The sequence below is a fragment of the Riemerella anatipestifer genome (genome assembly GCF_035666175.1).
Taxonomy (GTDB): domain Bacteria; phylum Bacteroidota; class Bacteroidia; order Flavobacteriales; family Weeksellaceae; genus Riemerella; species Riemerella anatipestifer_D.
In genome coordinates, this window is the sequence record NZ_CP142016.1 from 1,562,750 (window position 1) to 1,579,083 (window position 16,334).

Annotated in this window: 13 protein-coding genes and 1 pseudogene; 7 read left to right on the forward strand and 7 right to left on the reverse strand. The window is 32.7% G+C overall.

Annotation, left to right across the window (positions count from 1 at the left end; all coding sequences use genetic code 11):
- Window positions 1–84: 84 nt before the first annotated feature.
- From VIX88_RS07680 to VIX88_RS07700, 5 genes are read left to right on the forward strand one after another with little or no spacing between them, the layout of a single operon-like run.
- Window positions 85–963, forward strand: coding sequence for an IS982-like element ISRa1 family transposase (locus VIX88_RS07680; protein WP_127919812.1), 879 nt, complete (start codon window positions 85–87; stop codon window positions 961–963).
- A 53-nt stretch (window positions 964–1,016) separates the two neighbouring features.
- The gene (locus tag VIX88_RS07685; RefSeq protein WP_064971244.1) at window positions 1,017–1,352 is read left to right on the forward strand and encodes an SPASM domain-containing protein; all 336 of its coding nucleotides are present in this window, start codon (window positions 1,017–1,019) and stop codon (window positions 1,350–1,352) included.
- Complete coding sequence (locus VIX88_RS07690; RefSeq protein WP_064971245.1) at window positions 1,352–2,227, forward strand: hypothetical protein; 876 nt, start codon at window positions 1,352–1,354, stop codon at window positions 2,225–2,227. The genes VIX88_RS07685 and VIX88_RS07690 overlap by 1 nt, the downstream gene beginning before the upstream one ends.
- A complete protein-coding gene (locus VIX88_RS07695; RefSeq protein ID WP_064971246.1) occupies window positions 2,202–4,433 on the forward strand; it encodes a peptidase domain-containing ABC transporter in 2,232 nt (743 codons plus the stop codon). The genes VIX88_RS07690 and VIX88_RS07695 overlap by 26 nt, the downstream gene beginning before the upstream one ends.
- Before the next feature lie 21 nt (window positions 4,434–4,454).
- A complete protein-coding gene (locus VIX88_RS07700; protein ID WP_081276945.1) occupies window positions 4,455–6,467 on the forward strand; it encodes a TonB-dependent receptor plug domain-containing protein in 2,013 nt (670 codons plus the stop codon).
- Here the strand turns inward: VIX88_RS07700 and VIX88_RS07705 are convergent.
- Both VIX88_RS07705 and VIX88_RS07710 read right to left on the reverse strand, forming a co-directional pair.
- Window positions 6,447–7,325: an IS982-like element ISRa1 family transposase gene (locus tag VIX88_RS07705; protein ID WP_127919822.1), complete on the reverse strand. Its 879-nt coding sequence runs from the start codon at window positions 7,323–7,325 to the stop codon at window positions 6,447–6,449. The genes VIX88_RS07700 and VIX88_RS07705 overlap by 21 nt on opposite strands.
- A 269-nt stretch (window positions 7,326–7,594) precedes the next feature.
- Window positions 7,595–7,891, reverse strand: coding sequence for a rhodanese-like domain-containing protein (locus VIX88_RS07710; RefSeq protein ID WP_064971325.1), 297 nt, complete (start codon window positions 7,889–7,891; stop codon window positions 7,595–7,597).
- Window positions 7,892–7,987: 96 nt separating this feature from the next.
- Here VIX88_RS07710 and VIX88_RS07715 point away from each other — a divergent pair, with 96 nt between their 5' ends.
- Window positions 7,988–8,866: an IS982-like element ISRa1 family transposase gene (locus VIX88_RS07715; RefSeq protein WP_127919812.1), complete on the forward strand. Its 879-nt coding sequence runs from the start codon at window positions 7,988–7,990 to the stop codon at window positions 8,864–8,866.
- 135 nt (window positions 8,867–9,001) lie between these two features.
- Window positions 9,002–9,880 (forward strand): IS982-like element ISRa1 family transposase, encoded by an 879-nt coding sequence (locus tag VIX88_RS07720; RefSeq protein ID WP_004918508.1) that lies wholly within the window; start codon window positions 9,002–9,004, stop codon window positions 9,878–9,880.
- Window positions 9,881–9,896: 16 nt separating this feature from the next.
- Here VIX88_RS07720 and VIX88_RS07725 read toward each other — a convergent pair.
- From VIX88_RS07725 to VIX88_RS07745, 5 genes and pseudogenes are all read right to left on the reverse strand, one after another.
- Window positions 9,897–10,502: pseudogene (locus VIX88_RS07725) on the reverse strand (IS982-like element ISRa1 family transposase); the annotation flags it as partial.
- 200 nt (window positions 10,503–10,702) lie between these two features.
- Window positions 10,703–11,971, reverse strand: coding sequence for a DUF6080 domain-containing protein (locus tag VIX88_RS07730; RefSeq protein ID WP_154212743.1), 1,269 nt, complete (start codon window positions 11,969–11,971; stop codon window positions 10,703–10,705).
- Between the two features lie 39 nt (window positions 11,972–12,010).
- Window positions 12,011–13,543, reverse strand: a complete 1,533-nt coding sequence (locus VIX88_RS07735) for a protein adenylyltransferase SelO (protein ID WP_109475333.1) — start codon at window positions 13,541–13,543, stop codon at window positions 12,011–12,013.
- A gap of 63 nt (window positions 13,544–13,606) precedes the next feature.
- Window positions 13,607–15,478 carry an outer membrane beta-barrel family protein gene (locus tag VIX88_RS07740; protein ID WP_324711525.1) on the reverse strand — a complete coding sequence of 624 codons (1,872 nt, stop codon included), beginning with the start codon at window positions 15,476–15,478 and terminating at the stop codon, window positions 13,607–13,609.
- A complete protein-coding gene (locus tag VIX88_RS07745) occupies window positions 15,430–16,308 on the reverse strand; it encodes an IS982-like element ISRa1 family transposase (RefSeq protein WP_267274608.1) in 879 nt (292 codons plus the stop codon). The genes VIX88_RS07740 and VIX88_RS07745 overlap by 49 nt, the downstream gene beginning before the upstream one ends.
- Window positions 16,309–16,334 lie beyond the last annotated feature (26 nt).

Consider the following 16,334-nt stretch of genomic DNA (forward strand, 5'->3'; position numbering starts at 1 on the left):
CGTTGTGCATTATGAAATGAAAAAAACAAGAGTTGTTTATTAGACTGAAAATCAGTATATTGTTTTTGCTATAAAACGATATAAATGAACAACATAGAGCAAATATATGAAAGAATTTTGGAAGTTTTAGGACTTTTTTCAGAAAATCAACTGATTAGTTATCAGAGAAGAACACCTAAAATGAGCGATTTAGAAGTCATAAGTCTTAATATTACTGCTGAATACTTGAGTATTGATAGCGAATTACAGTTATTTAGAAAATTGCCAAACTCTCTGATAAACAAAATTGAAAGAAGTGTTTACAATAAGCGAAAACGAAGACTATCCCTACAAACAGAGCAAATTAGACAGCGTATTTCGATGGAGTTCAATGAGTTTGAAGATATTTTTATCGTTGATAGCATGCCAATGAAAGTTTGTGAAAACGCTCGTTCTACTCGTTCAAAAATTTGTAAAGAGCAATCCTATTCTTCACCAACATATGGTTATTGTGCTTCACAGAAATTATATTTCTATGGCTATAAACTACACGCAGTATGTTCTTTAAATGGTGTGATTAAGAATTTTGATATAAGCCCTGCATCCGTTCACGACATCCACTATTTAAAAGATATTGGTGAGCAAATGCGAAACTGTACTTTAATTGGAGATAGAGGCTATTTATCAGCAAAAGTTCAAATAGATTTATTTAACTATGCTAATATTAAATTAGATACACCAATGAGAAGTAATCAGAAAGATTATATTCCTCAATTTTCATTGTACAAGAAAAAGCGAAAACGAATTGAGACATTTTTCTCTCAACTTTGCGACCAATTTATGATTAAAAGAAACAATGCTAAAACTTTTGAAGGCTTTAAAACAAGGATAATCAGTAAAATAACCGCCGCAACGGTTATTCAATATATCAATAAATTTATCTTCCAAAGAAAATTAAATCATCTAAAAATCAGTATTATTTAAAATGCACAACGAGTGATATTAATTTAATTCCTAAAGTTAGGACTTCTTCTTGCATGGTAGATAACATTGATTCAGAAGTGCACGATGCATTTGGTAATATTTACGCATGTTATGAGTATACCTATACTCCAGCTTATTCAGATAAGTCTTTTTTGGAAGGAAATCTTCTAAATTTAGAAAAAGGAGGAAGAAAACTTTCTCCTATAAGAAATTTTAAAAATGATATTTTGAATAGAACTCATTCAAACTGTATAGAATGTATATTCTTTCCTGTGTGTTCGGGAGAATGCCCCAAACAATGGATGAATGGTAAAGTACCTTGTCCTAGCTTTAAATTTAATATGGGGGAACGTTTGTTATTGGAATATTTAATTAAAAAATTATACTAATGAGGATACTTGAAAAAACATTGGAACAGAGAACCATATTTATAAAAGAAAGAATAGAGAGATATCCCGATTATCATATTTTTTTTAGGATAATAGAAGGAAATTTATTAAATGTATCGGATTCAGATAGAATAATGATGATGATGATGTATGTGAAAACTAGAGAAGCCTTGTCCTATGTTGTTGATAAAAAAGAAGCCTTGGTAAGTTTAATTTTGAGGGAATATGATATTTGTAAAAGTAAGTTATGTTTGGAGGAAAGTAAAAGAATAATGAGATCTATTAAATTACCTTTGGACGCTTTCATACATTATAAAAATAAAGAGTATAGGGATGCTTCCTTAAAGCTACAAAAATCATTAACTGATTACGAGATATTGTTTAATATGGGATGTTATGATGCTATATGGGCTAATTTAGAGCAAAATCTTAATAGAGTGAAAATAGAAATAGATAGGGGAGAATTTGACTTAGCAATGAATATGGTAGAATCTATTTTATTAGAGTTTGGAGGTTTTAAAAGTAAGGGGTTTTGTAGATTGACGGAAGAGATGCTGGCATATTTAAAAATATTATCCACTGAGGAGTTATATGTTAATCTAAATTATGTCATAGATTCTGTCTTCTTCAAAATTAAGAAAAAATATGAGAATAATAGTATCTATATTTCTAAGTATATTGACGTAGTATTGGCTTCGAATATTTACAGTCATTTAAGAGTATTTTTTTTGGAAAATAGAATTGATTTATTTAGTTCAAGTGTAGAATTTCCTAAAACTCTTGAGGCTTATTTCTTTGGCTTAAAAGAATATGATATAAGGTATCCTTATGTAAAGAAATATTTTAAAAATGTATATAAAATCAACCTCAATTAATTTTTTTCCCCAAAAAGATCAAATGGATTGTGGTCCCGCTTGTCTTGCAATGGTGTCAAGATATTTTGGAAGAAGATATTCTATAGAATACCTCAGAGAGAATTCTTTTATTACTCGAGAGGGTGTATCTCTCTTGGGAGTTAGTGAAGCAGCTAAAGAGATAGGTATTGAAACACAATCGGTAAAGCTTAGTGTAAGTAAGCTTCTAAAGCAAAGTAAATTGTTTCCTTGTATCCTACATTGGAATCAAAATCATTTTGTTGTTTTATTTGCTATAAGAAAGTCATTTTTTTCTAACAGAATTCGCTTTTGTATTGCTGATCCAGCTCATGGTATTATAACACTTACCCAAGAAAAATTTGAGAAATCATGGCTGTCAGATGAAGATAGAGGTGTGGTTTTATTCTTAAGCCCCACAGAAGAATTTTATAAAAAACAACCGCCAAAACAAGAAAAAATATCTATAGGTTATTTATTACATTATTTAAAACCCTATCGGAAGCAATTGAGTATTATATTCTTGCTGTTATTTTTTGGAAGTGGTCTTACACTGATTTTCCCATTCTTAACAGAAGTTCTTATTGATAAAGGGGTTAATGCTAAAGATTTAGAGTTTATTTTTGTCATTTTGCTGGCTCAGTTAGGCGTTTTTTTAGGTGCTATAACTATAGAGATTTTTAGAAACTGGTTGATGCTTTATATTGGTACACACTTAAGTATTAATATTATTTCGGATTTTCTAAAAAAAATGCTTCAACTACCCATCAAGTTTTTTGATACCAAAATGATGGGGGATTTTAATCAGCGTATCCAAGACAATGAGAGAATTGAAAAGTTTCTAACCTCTCAAAGCCTAACGACTTTTTTTTCTATTATTACTTTTTCGGTATTCTTTGGAGTACTATGGTATTATGATTTAAAAATACTTTTAGTATACTTGGTGCTCACTATAATATCTGTAGGGTGGTCTTTCTTTTGGTTGAAGAAAAGAAAAATTTTAGATTATTATAGTTTTCAACAGCGCTCAGAAAATCAAGAGTCTATATATGAGATTCTTAATGGAGTGACTGAAATGAAGCTTAATCAGTTCGAAGAATTTAAGAGAAAGGAATGGGAGCATATTCAAAAAAAGTTATTCCGGCTTAATATTAGAATTCTAAAACTCAATCAAGTCCAATTATCAGGCTTTGAGTTTTTAAATCAACTAAAAAATATTTTGGTTACCTTTTTAGCAGCTAATTATGTAGTAAAAGGAGATATGACTCTAGGAATGTTACTTTCCATATCCTACATTATAGGTCAAATGAACTCTCCTGTCAACCAGTTGGTCAATTTTTTTCGTTCTCTTCAAGATGCTAAACTAAGTTTAGAAAGGCTTAATGAAGTACAAAATAGACCTAACGAAGAGCAAATAGTTCCCTCTTATCTTGAAGGTTTAAAGAAACTTTCTCTGGATTTCAATACCGAAAGAAGTATAGAGTTAAAAAATTTAAGTTTTCAATACGAAGGACCTAAGTCCCCTTTTATATTGAGTGATATAAACTTAACGATTCCAAGTGGAAAAATCACTGCTATTGTTGGAGCAAGTGGAAGTGGAAAAACATCGCTTATGAAGTTATTACTACGGTTTTATAAGCCCGTATCGGGAGATATTTTTTACGGGGGAACTAATATATTGGAGCTTTCTCCCCAGAGTATTCGAGAAAATAGTGGTGTAGTTATGCAAGATGGATATATATTTTCTGATACAATAGAGAGAAATATAGCTACAGGAGATGAGATTGTAGATTATGATAGGTTGAAAAAGGCCATTAAAATAGCTAATATAGAGGATTTTATTTATTCTTTGCCATTAGGATTAAAAACAAAAATAGGTGCGTCAGGAAATGGTATTTCAGGAGGGCAAAGACAACGTATTCTAATAGCACGGGCTGTGTATAAAAATCCATATTATATATTTTTTGATGAAGCAACCTCTGCTTTAGATGCTGATAATGAAAAGATTATACATGATAATTTGCAGTCTTTTTTCAAAGGGAAAACTGTGGTTGTCATAGCTCATCGCTTATCAACGGTTAAAAATGCCGATCAAATTATTGTTCTTGACAAAGGGAAAGTTATAGAATTAGGTAACCATCAAGAGCTTGTGGCTAAAAAGGGGAATTATTATCATTTAGTAAAAAATCAATTAGAATTAGGAACCTAAAGAAGCGAAAAATAAAAAATAATGAAAAGAGGAGTTATATTAATTTTATTACATTTGCCTGTTTTAAGTTTTACACAAGAACTCAAGACAGATTCTGTTACAAAAGCTAAGGAAATTCAAGAAGTTATTATTAAATCTCAACGCAAGAAGCAGTACAATGACCACGCTGCCTATACCTTTGATAAAGCAGCTCTGGAGAAAGCTAATAATGCTAAGGATTTGTTGGTAACACTTCCAGAGTTGGTGCACGACCCTATAAATAATTCTACCAAAAGTATCCGTGGAGGAAAAACCTTGTTCCTCATCAATGGTATAGAAGCTACCGAAGCCCAAATAAGGAGTGTTGCCCCAACTAATGTGGTACGAGTGGAGTACTATGATATTCCTCCTGCTCGTTGGGCAAACCGTGCCGATGTGGTTGTAAATATGATTACTAGAAATCCAGAATTAGGTTACTCTTACGGGGCAGACATTACTTCCGCTCTTACTACGGGTTTCTTGAACGGAATGGTCTATGCCAATTATACCAAAGGTAAAAATGATTTTGGACTGGAGTATAGCTTGAATATTAGGGAATATAATGATAGAAGAACAAAAAAAATACTGACATATAATATCAATGGGATACATTATTCTTCTGAAATACTAGGAAGAGATGCATTTGGCTATACGAATCAGGATATAGCATTGCGTTATACCCGTGTAGAGCCAGAGAGATATACTTTCCAAGCCAAGTTTAGTATTTTCCCATTCACTTATCATAATGAAGGAGAGTCTTCTAATCTGTTTACCCAGACAAATATAATGAACAGGCATCAAGTTAAGGATAATTCATCAGAGCAATACACAAGCCCTACGATAGATCTTTACTATTCTAAAAATTTAGGTAAAAAAGATGAGTTGATTTTCAACTTTGTAGGTTCTTATTATAAGACCAATTCTAATCAATATCGTAGAGAATGGAACACCTCTAGTAACACTGAAGTTTTCCTCAATGATATGAAACTAAATTCAATACAAACAGGAGTTGTAGGAGAGGTTGCCCACAGCCATAGGTTTGAAAAAGGTAAATTAACGAGTGGTTACCGTTTAACCAATACTAATGTGGATAATCAGCTTAATAATATACTAGGAGCTTCTCAATTTGAAGTAAACTATTTGGAACAGTACTTTTATACAGAGTATAATGGGAAATGGGATAAACTTGGCTATCGTTTGGGTATAGGAGCTAATAATATACAGAATAAAACAGCTACTAGTTTTACTAATGACTGGGCATTAACTCCGAAGTTAGTTTTGTCTTATGCTCTGGGGGATAAACAATCTTTTCGTTTCTTCAGCAGCTATAAAAATATAAATCCAAGTGGAGAAATGATGAGTCCTAACTTAGAGCAAACGATGCCTAATTTATTCCGTTCAGGGAATCCAGATTTAAAACCTCAAAGGCAATTTAGGAACCAATTAAATTATTCTTTCAATAGCAAATATTTTGATTTAAATACTATAGGGTTTTATAATAATGTTAGAAATTATTTTGCTCAATTTTATCAAGAAAATTCTAGACTTGGGGGATATGTACTTAACTACCAAAATATACCATTTTATAGAGAAACGGGAGTAGCTATAATAGGTTCGGTAAAACCTTTTGCTAATGATTTATTAGTGTTACGACTATATCTACAGCCAACTTCTATGTTAATGGAAACGCAGGAAGGAAACAGAACAAAGGTAAGCTATGTTAGGAATAATTTTACGCTGACTTCCAGATATAAACAATGGAGTTTGACCTATCAATTTAATATTCCAGTTTATAGTGTTGGTGGATCTTTTCTTAATACAGAAGAAAATAAGAATGATTTGTTTTTGGCGTATCAGTTAGGAAATTGGAAACTATCTACAGGAATGTATTTTATGGGGGTACCTGCACAATATAAAATGAAAACATTAGATTTTAGTCCAGTACAGAATGAATCTAATACACAAATCTTTGATTGTAAAAACTCGTTGTGCATTTTAAATAATACTGATTTTTAGATGATTTAATTTTCTTTGGAAGATAAATTTATTGATATATTGAATAACCGTTGCGGCGGTTATTTTACTGATTATCCTTGTTTTAAAGCCTTCAAAAGTTTTAGCATAGTTTCTTTTAATCATAAATTGGTCGCAAAGTTGAGAGAAAAATGTCTCAATTCGTTTTCGCTTTTTCTTGTACAATGAAAATTGAGGAATATAATCTTTCTGATTACTTCTCATTGGTGTATCTAATTTAATATTAGCATAGTTAAATAAATCTATTTGAACTTTTGCTGATAAATAGCCTCTATCTCCAATTAAAGTACAGTTTCGCATTTGCTCACCAATATCTTTTAAATAGTGGATGTCGTGAACGGATGCAGGGCTTATATCAAAATTCTTAATCACACCATTTAAAGAACATACTGCGTGTAGTTTATAGCCATAGAAATATAATTTCTGTGAAGCACAATAACCATATGTTGGTGAAGAATAGGATTGCTCTTTACAAATTTTTGAACGAGTAGAACGAGCATTTTCACAAACTTTCATTGGCATGCTATCAACGATAAAAATATCTTCAAACTCATTGAACTCCATCGAAATACGCTGTCTAATTTGCTCTGTTTGTAGGGATAGTCTTCGTTTTCGCTTATTGTAAACACTTCTTTCAATTTTGTTTATCAGAGAGTTTGGCAATTTTCTAAATAACTGTAATTCGCTATCAATACTCAAGTATTCAGCAGTAATATTAAGACTTATGACTTCTAAATCGCTCATTTTAGGTGTTCTTCTCTGATAACTAATCAGTTGATTTTCTGAAAAAAGTCCTAAAACTTCCAAAATTCTTTCATATATTTGCTCTATGTTGTTCATTTATATCGTTTTATAGCAAAAACTCGTTGTGCATTTTAAATAATACTGATTTTCAGTCTAATAAACAACTCTTGTTTTTTTCATTTCATAATGCACAACGGGTTGTAAAAATATGTTTGTGCTAGGAGTGTCCTATGATTTTTCTTTAGGGAAAAAACTACAAGTTCAGAAGAAACTGGATAACCAGACTAGTGGAGCAGTAACTTTTTAGAGAGGGTTTAAGCTTTAAACCCTCTCCCAAAAGACAACTATTGATAGGTGGTAAATTACTATCCGCCAATGGCATCTTTTACATTATGCCAAGAACCTCCGTTAATTACATTTTCTATACCGTTTTGTTGTAGTAGGCTTTTGGCTTGTCCGCTACGCCCACCACTTAGACAGAAAACCACGATTTTATCTTTTCCTTTAAATTTAGAAATTTGAGAACTTATTTTATCCAAAGGGATATTTACTGCACCTTTAACACTGCCACTAGTAAACTCCGAAGCAGACTTTACATCTACTAGAAAAGCTCCTTGTTCCACTGCTTCTTTTATATCTTGTGAGCTAGTAGATGAAAACATATTTTTAAAACCCGTTGTGCATTATGAAATGAAAAAAACAAGAGTTGTTTATTAGACTGAAAATAAGTATATTGTTTTTGCTATAAAACGATATAAATGAACAACATAGAGCAAATATATGAAAGAATTTTGGAAGTTTTAGGACTTTTTTCAGAAAATCAACTGATTAGTTATCAGAGAAGAACACCTAAAATGAGCGATTTAGAAGTCATAAGTCTTAATATTACTGCTGAATACTTGAGTATTGATAGCGAATTACAGTTATTTAGAAAATTGCCAAACTCTCTGATAAACAAAATTGAAAGAAGTGTTTACAATAAGCGAAAACGAAGACTATCCCTACAAACAGAGCAAATTAGACAGCGTATTTCGATGGAGTTCAATGAGTTTGAAGATATTTTTATCGTTGATAGCATGCCAATGAAAGTTTGTGAAAACGCTCGTTCTACTCGTTCAAAAATTTGTAAAGAGCAATCCTATTCTTCACCAACATATGGTTATTGTGCTTCACAGAAATTATATTTCTATGGCTATAAACTACACGCAGTATGTTCTTTAAATGGTGTGATTAAGAATTTTGATATAAGCCCTGCATCCGTTCACGACATCCACTATTTAAAAGATATTGGTGAGCAAATGCGAAACTGTACTTTAATTGGAGATAGAGGCTATTTATCAGCAAAAGTTCAAATAGATTTATTTAACTATGCTAATATTAAATTAGATACACCAATGAGAAGTAATCAGAAAGATTATATTCCTCAATTTTCATTGTACAAGAAAAAGCGAAAACGAATTGAGACATTTTTCTCTCAACTTTGCGACCAATTTATGATTAAAAGAAACAATGCTAAAACTTTTGAAGGCTTTAAAACAAGGATAATCAGTAAAATAACCGCCGCAACGGTTATTCAATATATCAATAAATTTATCTTCCAAAGAAAATTAAATCATCTAAAAATCAGTATTATTTAAAATGCACAACGAGTTTTTAAACATTCCGAACATATCATTATTTTTTTAACCCGTTGTGCATTATGAAATGAAAAAAACAAGAGTTGTTTATTAGACTGAAAATCAGTATATTGTTTTTGCTATAAAACGATATAAATGAACAACTTAGAGCAAATATATGAAAGAATTTTGGAAGTTTTAGGACTTTTTTCAGAAAATCAACTGATTAGTTATCAGAGAAGAACACCTAAAATGAGCGATTTAGAAGTCATAAGTCTTAATATTACTGCTGAATACTTGAGTATTGATAGCGAATTACAGTTATTTAGAAAATTGCCAAACTCTCTGATAAACAAAATTGAAAGAAGTGTTTACAATAAGCGAAAACGAAGACTATCCCTACAAACAGAGCAAATTAGACAGCGTATTTCGATGGAGTTCAATGAGTTTGAAGATATTTTTATCGTTGATAGCATGCCAATGAAAGTTTGTGAAAACGCTCGTTCTACTCGTTCAAAAATTTGTAAAGAGCAATCCTATTCTTCACCAACATATGGTTATTGTGCTTCACAGAAATTATATTTCTATGGCTATAAACTACACGCAGTATGTTCTTTAAATGGTGTGATTAAGAATTTTGATATAAGCCCTGCATCCGTTCACGACATCCACTATTTAAAAGATATTGGTGAGCAAATGCGAAACTGTACTTTAATTGGAGATAGAGGCTATTTATCAGCAAAAGTTCAAATAGATTTATTTAACTATGCTAATATTAAATTAGATACACCAATGAGAAGTAATCAGAAAGATTATATTCCTCAATTTTCATTGTACAAGAAAAAGCGAAAACGAATTGAGACATTTTTCTCTCAACTTTGCGACCAATTTATGATTAAAAGAAACTATGCTAAAACTTTTGAAGGCTTTAAAACAAGGATAATCAGTAAAATAACCGCCGCAACGGTTATTCAATATATCAATAAATTTATCTTCCAAAGAAAATTAAATCATCTAAAAATCAGTATTATTTAAAATGCACAACGAGTTTAAATAAATCTATTTGAACTTTTGCTGATAAATAGCCTCTATCTCCAATTAAAGTACAGTTTCGCATTTGCTCACCAATATCTTTTAAATAGTGGATGTCGTGAACGGATGCAGGGCTTATATCAAAATTCTTAATCACACCATTTAAAGAACATACTGCGTGTAGTTTATAGCCATAGAAATATAATTTCTGTGAAGCACAATAACCATATGTTGGTGAAGAATAGGATTGCTCTTTACAAATTTTTGAACGAGTAGAACGAGCATTTTCACAAACTTTCATTGGCATGCTATCAACGATAAAAATATCTTCAAACTCATTGAACTCCATCGAAATACGCTGTCTAATTTGCTCTGTTTGTAGGGATAGTCTTCGTTTTCGCTTATTGTAAACACTTCTTTCAATTTTGTTTATCAGAGAGTTTGGCAATTTTCTAAATAACTGTAATTCGCTATCAATACTCAAGTATTCAGCAGTAATATTAAGACTTATGACTTCTAAATCGCTCATTTTAGGTGTTCTTCTCTGATAACTAATCAGTTGATTTTCTGAAAAAAGTCCTAAAACTTCCAAAATTCTTTCATATATTTGCTCTATGTTGTTCATTTATATCGTTTTATAGCAAAAACAATATACTGATTTTCAGTCTAATAAACAACTCTTGTTTTTTTCATTTCATAATGCACAACGGGTTTTTTTAGTTAAACTTTAATTTGATTATTTCTCTTACAAAGGAAGGTTAATCTAGCTTAACTAACTGTAACTTGGGTTACATATTTGGAAAACGGAACTTAAGTCTATCTAAACTAAGTGTAGTACTTATCTAAGAATGCAAAAAATTCATCCATTCTATAAAAGTTATTTAGGGCTAAAAATAAGGTCAGCAACCCTAAAAGCAACTGAAGCCCTAGTGTAGCATTGGTGTTTTTTCGGTAAGAGTGTAAAAGCCACCCCAAAATTAGAGGAATAACGAATACAAAATGTCCTCCGTAGATGTAGGAAGTATGTAGCCCGAATTTTAAGACACAATGTATCATAATATCCACAAGAAAAGACAACATCAGAACTTGAACGAGCGGCTTTCTGAACCCTCTTAAATATCCCCAAATAACGAGTATAAAAAGTAGCCCCACAAATACATAAGAGAGGTTAGAGGTATAGACTTCCATAAATAAGGCTTTGTAGTGAAAGTTGTGTTTGTTATGATAATCTCTTATAATAAAACTAGGGAATAACACGTTGCCACCCCAAAACCAAAAAACTATCATATCCCAAATAGGCACGAGCTTCGGTTGCGAAAATTTTTCGTACTGTTGCCCTGTTTTATCTAAAAATGCAGAAAACTGAAAATTCATTCGGTACATAAAAAGTAGTAAAAATACCCCTACCGAAAGCCCTACCTTTGCCACCGCATTCGCTAAGTGTTTGATGTTGTTGTACCATTTCCTTTCAAACAAAATAGGAATGTAGACTTTAACAATATTGGTAATGGTAAGCCCTCCTATCGCCAAGCTACTTAGGCATAGCATTCCCCAAGAGAGCGTTCTTCTTTGTGTGAGCCTCAAGGCAGCATAGTAGGTAAATCCGCTTAGAAACAAAAGACTGTAAGTATAGGTTTCTGGTGTGAAGGACAGCATAATGTTGGTACTAAACAAGCCAAAAAATACCACTAAAATAAGGCTACTAGCCAATGATAGCTGAATGATGTTTTTAAGATATTTAAAAATAAAAACCATTGTCCAACTAATGGCTAGGCTACTCAATAGGGCGAGACTTAGCCGAAAGAGATGATTTTTCTGTCCGCTAGAAATCCAAAGGGAGAACTCTCTAATGGCATCAAAAAAATAGTTGGATAAAGGGTGTCTTTCGTACCCGCCACCTGTCATTACAATAGCCCTATTGTCAAAACTAAAATAAGCGTCCCAAGGGATTCTATCATCAAATACAATGGTAGAAGTTAAGGCAATGTGCCCCGCCAAAATACCATACGTCACAAGAAAGAAAATAAACAAAGCCCACTCCACCCACGAGCTAGGACAACTTTGTTTTAGAATACCATAAAGTTTAGATTTCATTATAGTTTTACCAAAATTTCCGCAAAAATACTCTAATTGTTAAGAACTGCAAGACAAAGTAGAGCAACCCACCACCTCATCGTATTTTTGGGGTCTTTTAACGCTCCATTCTGGGAATGTTTCTTGGTAAGGATTTTTAAGAGCGGTAAGGAGTTGGTGAAAGTAATTGGTGTTCCCATTATTAAGTTCCTCTATACATTCGTGTAGGAGGCAGTTCCTAAGGGTAAATTTCGGATTGTTTTGGCTCATTAGAGCAAGTCTTTCGTTTGGAGAAATTTTGTTTAGAGTCAATCGGTTTTGGTAGGAATTTATCCATTGATTGAGGCGTTGTAGGTCTTCTGTATGGAGAGACTTATAAGAAATATCCTGCCAGTTGATTAGATGAACATCTTTCTCTAACGCATTGAAAAATAAGGTATAGTCTAGCTTTAGTGAAGTCATTAGATTTTGCCAATCTGTAAAGAAATCAACATCGGTATCTTTCATAAAAGTATCCAATCCCATTTTAGAACACATCATTTGGTCGTATTGATTCCAAAAATCAGTGCCAAAATCTTCCAAAGTTTGCTCAATAAAATCTACATCGTTTATTAGAGGAAATAAAGCATTGCCTAGTTGCCAAAGATTCCATTGTGCCATTTCGGCTTGTCTTCCAAAAGCATAACGCCTACCAGGTAAATCGGTAGTATTGGGCGTGAAATTCAAATCGTATTCATCTAGCATAGAGAATGGTCCGTAGTCTATACTAAGCCCGAGGATACTCATATTATCGGTATTCATCACGCCGTGGGTAAAGCCTACTCTTTGCCATTCTACCATAAGTTTGGCGGTTGTTTCAGTAATTTTTTTGAAAAACTGATGATAAGGTTGAGGTTTATCTGTTTTTATTTCACGGAAATAGCGTTGAATACAGAAGTCAGCTAGATTTTTCAGAGTGTCTATTTCGTTTTGGGCTGCCAATAGCTGAAAGTGTCCAAACCTTATAAATGAGGGAGCGGTTCGTATAACTATAGCTCCTTTTTCTTGTTTAGGATTGCCATTATAGAGTATATCTCTTGTTACCATTTCTCCTGTTTCGGCGATAGAAAGGGCTCTAGTAGTAGGCACACCTAGATGATGCATCGCTTCGCTCATAAGATATTCTCTCACAGAGGAACGAAGCACGGCTCGTCCATCTGCAAATCTAGAGTAGGGCGTTGCTCCTGCACCTTTCCATTGGATTTCGGTGGTTTCTCCGCTAGTGTTTTGTATCTCTCCAGCCAATATTGCTCTGCCGTCCCCCAGTTGCCCTGCCCATTGCCCAAACTGATGCCCAGCGTAAGCAGTAGCATAGGTTCTGATGTTTTTGGGTAAATCTTGGGCGGCTAAAAAAGCCTCGTCTTCGGGTTCAAAAGAACCTAAGCCTATCTCGTTAGAAAGGTCTTGATTGAATGCAATAGCTTTGTAGTTAGTAAATAGGGCAGGTTCTACCGTAGCAAAAAGCATTTTTGGTGTTTGCCTTTGCATGGTATCACCAGAAAAATCACCAGGGAATTGGTCTAAAAAAGGTTGAGTGATGAGGTGTATATTCATTTAATTTATATCAAAAATAATGGGGTAAAGTTAAGTAATTTACCCCATTAAGTTTTTTTTGATTTAGTTGGCTCTGTTTTTTTCTTCTTGGTTTCCAGAAGCGCGGGAGCTTACCGATATTTTATTGTTACCAAACTTATAGTTGAGAGAAAATCTCACATATTGAGAGTCATTGTATTGAGAAAAAGATTGTAGTATGCCTTGAGACACCTCTTTATAAGTGTATTGCTGGCTTCGGAATATATCATTAAAATTAAGTCCTAAAATTAGATTTTTGTTTAATAATAAGTACTTAAAACCAATGTCTAGTGAAGAGTATTCACTCATAGTACCTATCCCTTTTGAAGGAAGAGAATACTCGTAATTTAGACTGGCCAACAGTGTCTTTTTAGAATTGAGTGTAAAGGTATTTCTAGAGATTGTATAGCCACTCCAACCAGAATATTTGTGGTTAGAATAGATTTCTATATAAGGTTTTGTTTCTGAGTAAGAAGTGTTTATTTCTGCAGAGGCTTCCCACCAACTAAACGGTTTGTAATTGATGCTAATAGAACCACCAGTAAACATATCATTAGAAATGTCTTCGTACCTCATAACTGTGATATTCTCTGCAACATTGTGTCTAGAGATTTGAGAAATATTGTCTATGTAGTTTCCATAAAATAGTTGAAAGTTAAGCAGGCTTTTATAAGCATAATTAAATTCTATATTGTTTATGAAAACAGGTTGTAAAAAAGGGTTTCCTGTGGTATAAGACTTTGGAGTTTCGTACCATCTAGCTGGATTTAATGTGCCCCAAGAAGGTCGCCCTATACGTCTACCATAGTTGGCAGAGAAAGAGTGGTTTTCGTTAGGCTTATACATAATGTAGAGGGTTGGGAACAGTTTGGCATAATTTCTTTGGGTAATTTCGTTAGTAGAAATAGAGTTAGCATTGGTTTGAGTAGCTTCTCCACGAAGTCCAACCTTGGTTTCCCATTTTTCTCCGAAAGATTTAGAAGCACTAAAGTATAGCGCCTGTATATTTTCGGTATATTCAAAGTGGTCTTTTTGAGAAAGAATTAAATTGTTGTTGTCTTGATTAAAGAAATTTACATCTACTAAGTTTTTAGTTTTAGTAGAAGCGGCTCTACCTCCAAAGGACAAATTAGCCCAGGATAAAGGCATTTCAAAATCAGTCTTGATGGAATAATTCTTTACATTTTGATGCGAATTGTTTTGAGAATATTGTGTTTCTGTAGTCGCAGAAATAAGATCTTGTAATAAAGAAGTGAAATGATTAGCCTCTGGATTAGCCATATCAAAATAATCTGCATCTACAGACAGCTTTTTACCATCGTTGCCTAGTTTCTGAACATAATTAAGGTTTAGAGAGATGTTGCTAGGCGTTCCTTGAGATAGCCCCTCCGTTTTGTAGTAGTGAATTAAAGAATGGTCGCTGTACCTTCTCGCAAAATTATCTGCAAATTCATCGGAGTATTTATCTGTAAAAGAACCCATAAACTGCAATCCTAGACTGCTTTTATCTGTAAAGGCGTACTCTAAATTTAACAAAGTACCCCAGTTTTTTCTGTGGTTACGATTAAAGAGTTTATTGTTCCATTGGTAATCGGGATAATCGTAGAATATATCGTTAGTATAGAGGTTTCTTCCGTAGCTATAATTAACATCTACTAGGGCGGAAAACTTATCTTTTTTATAATTGAAGTTAGCACCGTGTACTAATCTTTCGTAGGTGGCTTGCTGATAGCTAGAGCGTAGTGTAGCACTCCAGTTATTTTGTTTAGAGCGTTTGAGTTGTATGTTAATAAGTCCACTATTTCCTTCGGCTTCGTATTTTGACGGAGGGTTAGTAATAACTTCTATCTTTAAACTCGTTGTGCATTTTAAATAATACTGATTTTTAGATGATTTAATTTTCTTTGGAAGATAAATTTATTGATATATTGAATAACCGTTGCGGCGGTTATTTTACTGATTATCCTTGTTTTAAAGCCTTCAAAAGTTTTAGCATAGTTTCTTTTAATCATAAATTGGTCGCAAAGTTGAGAGAAAAATGTCTCAATTCGTTTTCGCTTTTTCTTGTACAATGAAAATTGAGGAATATAATCTTTCTGATTACTTCTCATTGGTGTATCTAATTTAATATTAGCATAGTTAAATAAATCTATTTGAACTTTTGCTGATAAATAGCCTCTATCTCCAATTAAAGTACAGTTTCGCATTTGCTCACCAATATCTTTTAAATAGTGGATGTCGTGAACGGATGCAGGGCTTATATCAAAATTCTTAATCACACCATTTAAAGAACATACTGCGTGTAGTTTATAGCCATAGAAATATAATTTCTGTGAAGCACAATAACCATATGTTGGTAAAGAATAGGATTGCTCTTTACAAATTTTTGAACGAGTAGAACGAGCATTTTCACAAACTTTCATTGGCATGCTATCAACGATAAAAATATCTTCAAACTCATTGAACTCCATCGAAATACGCTGTCTAATTTGCTCTGTTTGTAGGGATAGTCTTCGTTTTCGCTTATTGTAAACACTTCTTTCAATTTTGTTTATCAGAGAGTTTGGCAATTTTCTAAATAACTGTAATTCGCTATCAATACTCAAGTATTCAGCAGTAATATTAAGACTTATGACTTCTAAATCGCTCATTTTAGGTGTTCTTCTCTGATAACTAATCAGTTGATTTTCTGAAAAAAGTCCTAAAACTTCCAAAATTCTTTCATATATTTGCTCTAAGTTGTTCATTTATATCGTTTTATAGCAAAAACAAT

What these genes read in the sequence shown, in the direction of transcription:
- VIX88_RS07710 (WP_064971325.1), bottom strand. Translation starts at nt 7,891, where the DNA reads ATGTTTTCATCTACTAGCTCACAAGATATAAAAGAAGCAGTGGAACAA.
- VIX88_RS07735 (WP_109475333.1), bottom strand. Translation starts at nt 13,543, where the DNA reads ATGAATATACACCTCATCACTCAACCTTTTTTAGACCAATTCCCTGGT.
- VIX88_RS07685 (WP_064971244.1), top strand. Translation starts at nt 1,017, where the DNA reads ATGGTAGATAACATTGATTCAGAAGTGCACGATGCATTTGGTAATATT.
- VIX88_RS07695 (WP_064971246.1), top strand. Translation starts at nt 2,202, where the DNA reads ATGTATATAAAATCAACCTCAATTAATTTTTTTCCCCAAAAAGATCAA.
- VIX88_RS07720 (WP_004918508.1), top strand. Translation starts at nt 9,002, where the DNA reads ATGAACAACTTAGAGCAAATATATGAAAGAATTTTGGAAGTTTTAGGA.
- VIX88_RS07730 (WP_154212743.1), bottom strand. Translation starts at nt 11,971, where the DNA reads ATGAAATCTAAACTTTATGGTATTCTAAAACAAAGTTGTCCTAGCTCG.
- VIX88_RS07745 (WP_267274608.1), bottom strand. Translation starts at nt 16,308, where the DNA reads ATGAACAACTTAGAGCAAATATATGAAAGAATTTTGGAAGTTTTAGGA.
- VIX88_RS07715 (WP_127919812.1), top strand. Translation starts at nt 7,988, where the DNA reads ATGAACAACATAGAGCAAATATATGAAAGAATTTTGGAAGTTTTAGGA.
- VIX88_RS07690 (WP_064971245.1), top strand. Translation starts at nt 1,352, where the DNA reads ATGAGGATACTTGAAAAAACATTGGAACAGAGAACCATATTTATAAAA.
- VIX88_RS07700 (WP_081276945.1), top strand. Translation starts at nt 4,455, where the DNA reads ATGAAAAGAGGAGTTATATTAATTTTATTACATTTGCCTGTTTTAAGT.
- VIX88_RS07680 (WP_127919812.1), top strand. Translation starts at nt 85, where the DNA reads ATGAACAACATAGAGCAAATATATGAAAGAATTTTGGAAGTTTTAGGA.
- VIX88_RS07705 (WP_127919822.1), bottom strand. Translation starts at nt 7,325, where the DNA reads ATGAACAACATAGAGCAAATATATGAAAGAATTTTGGAAGTTTTAGGA.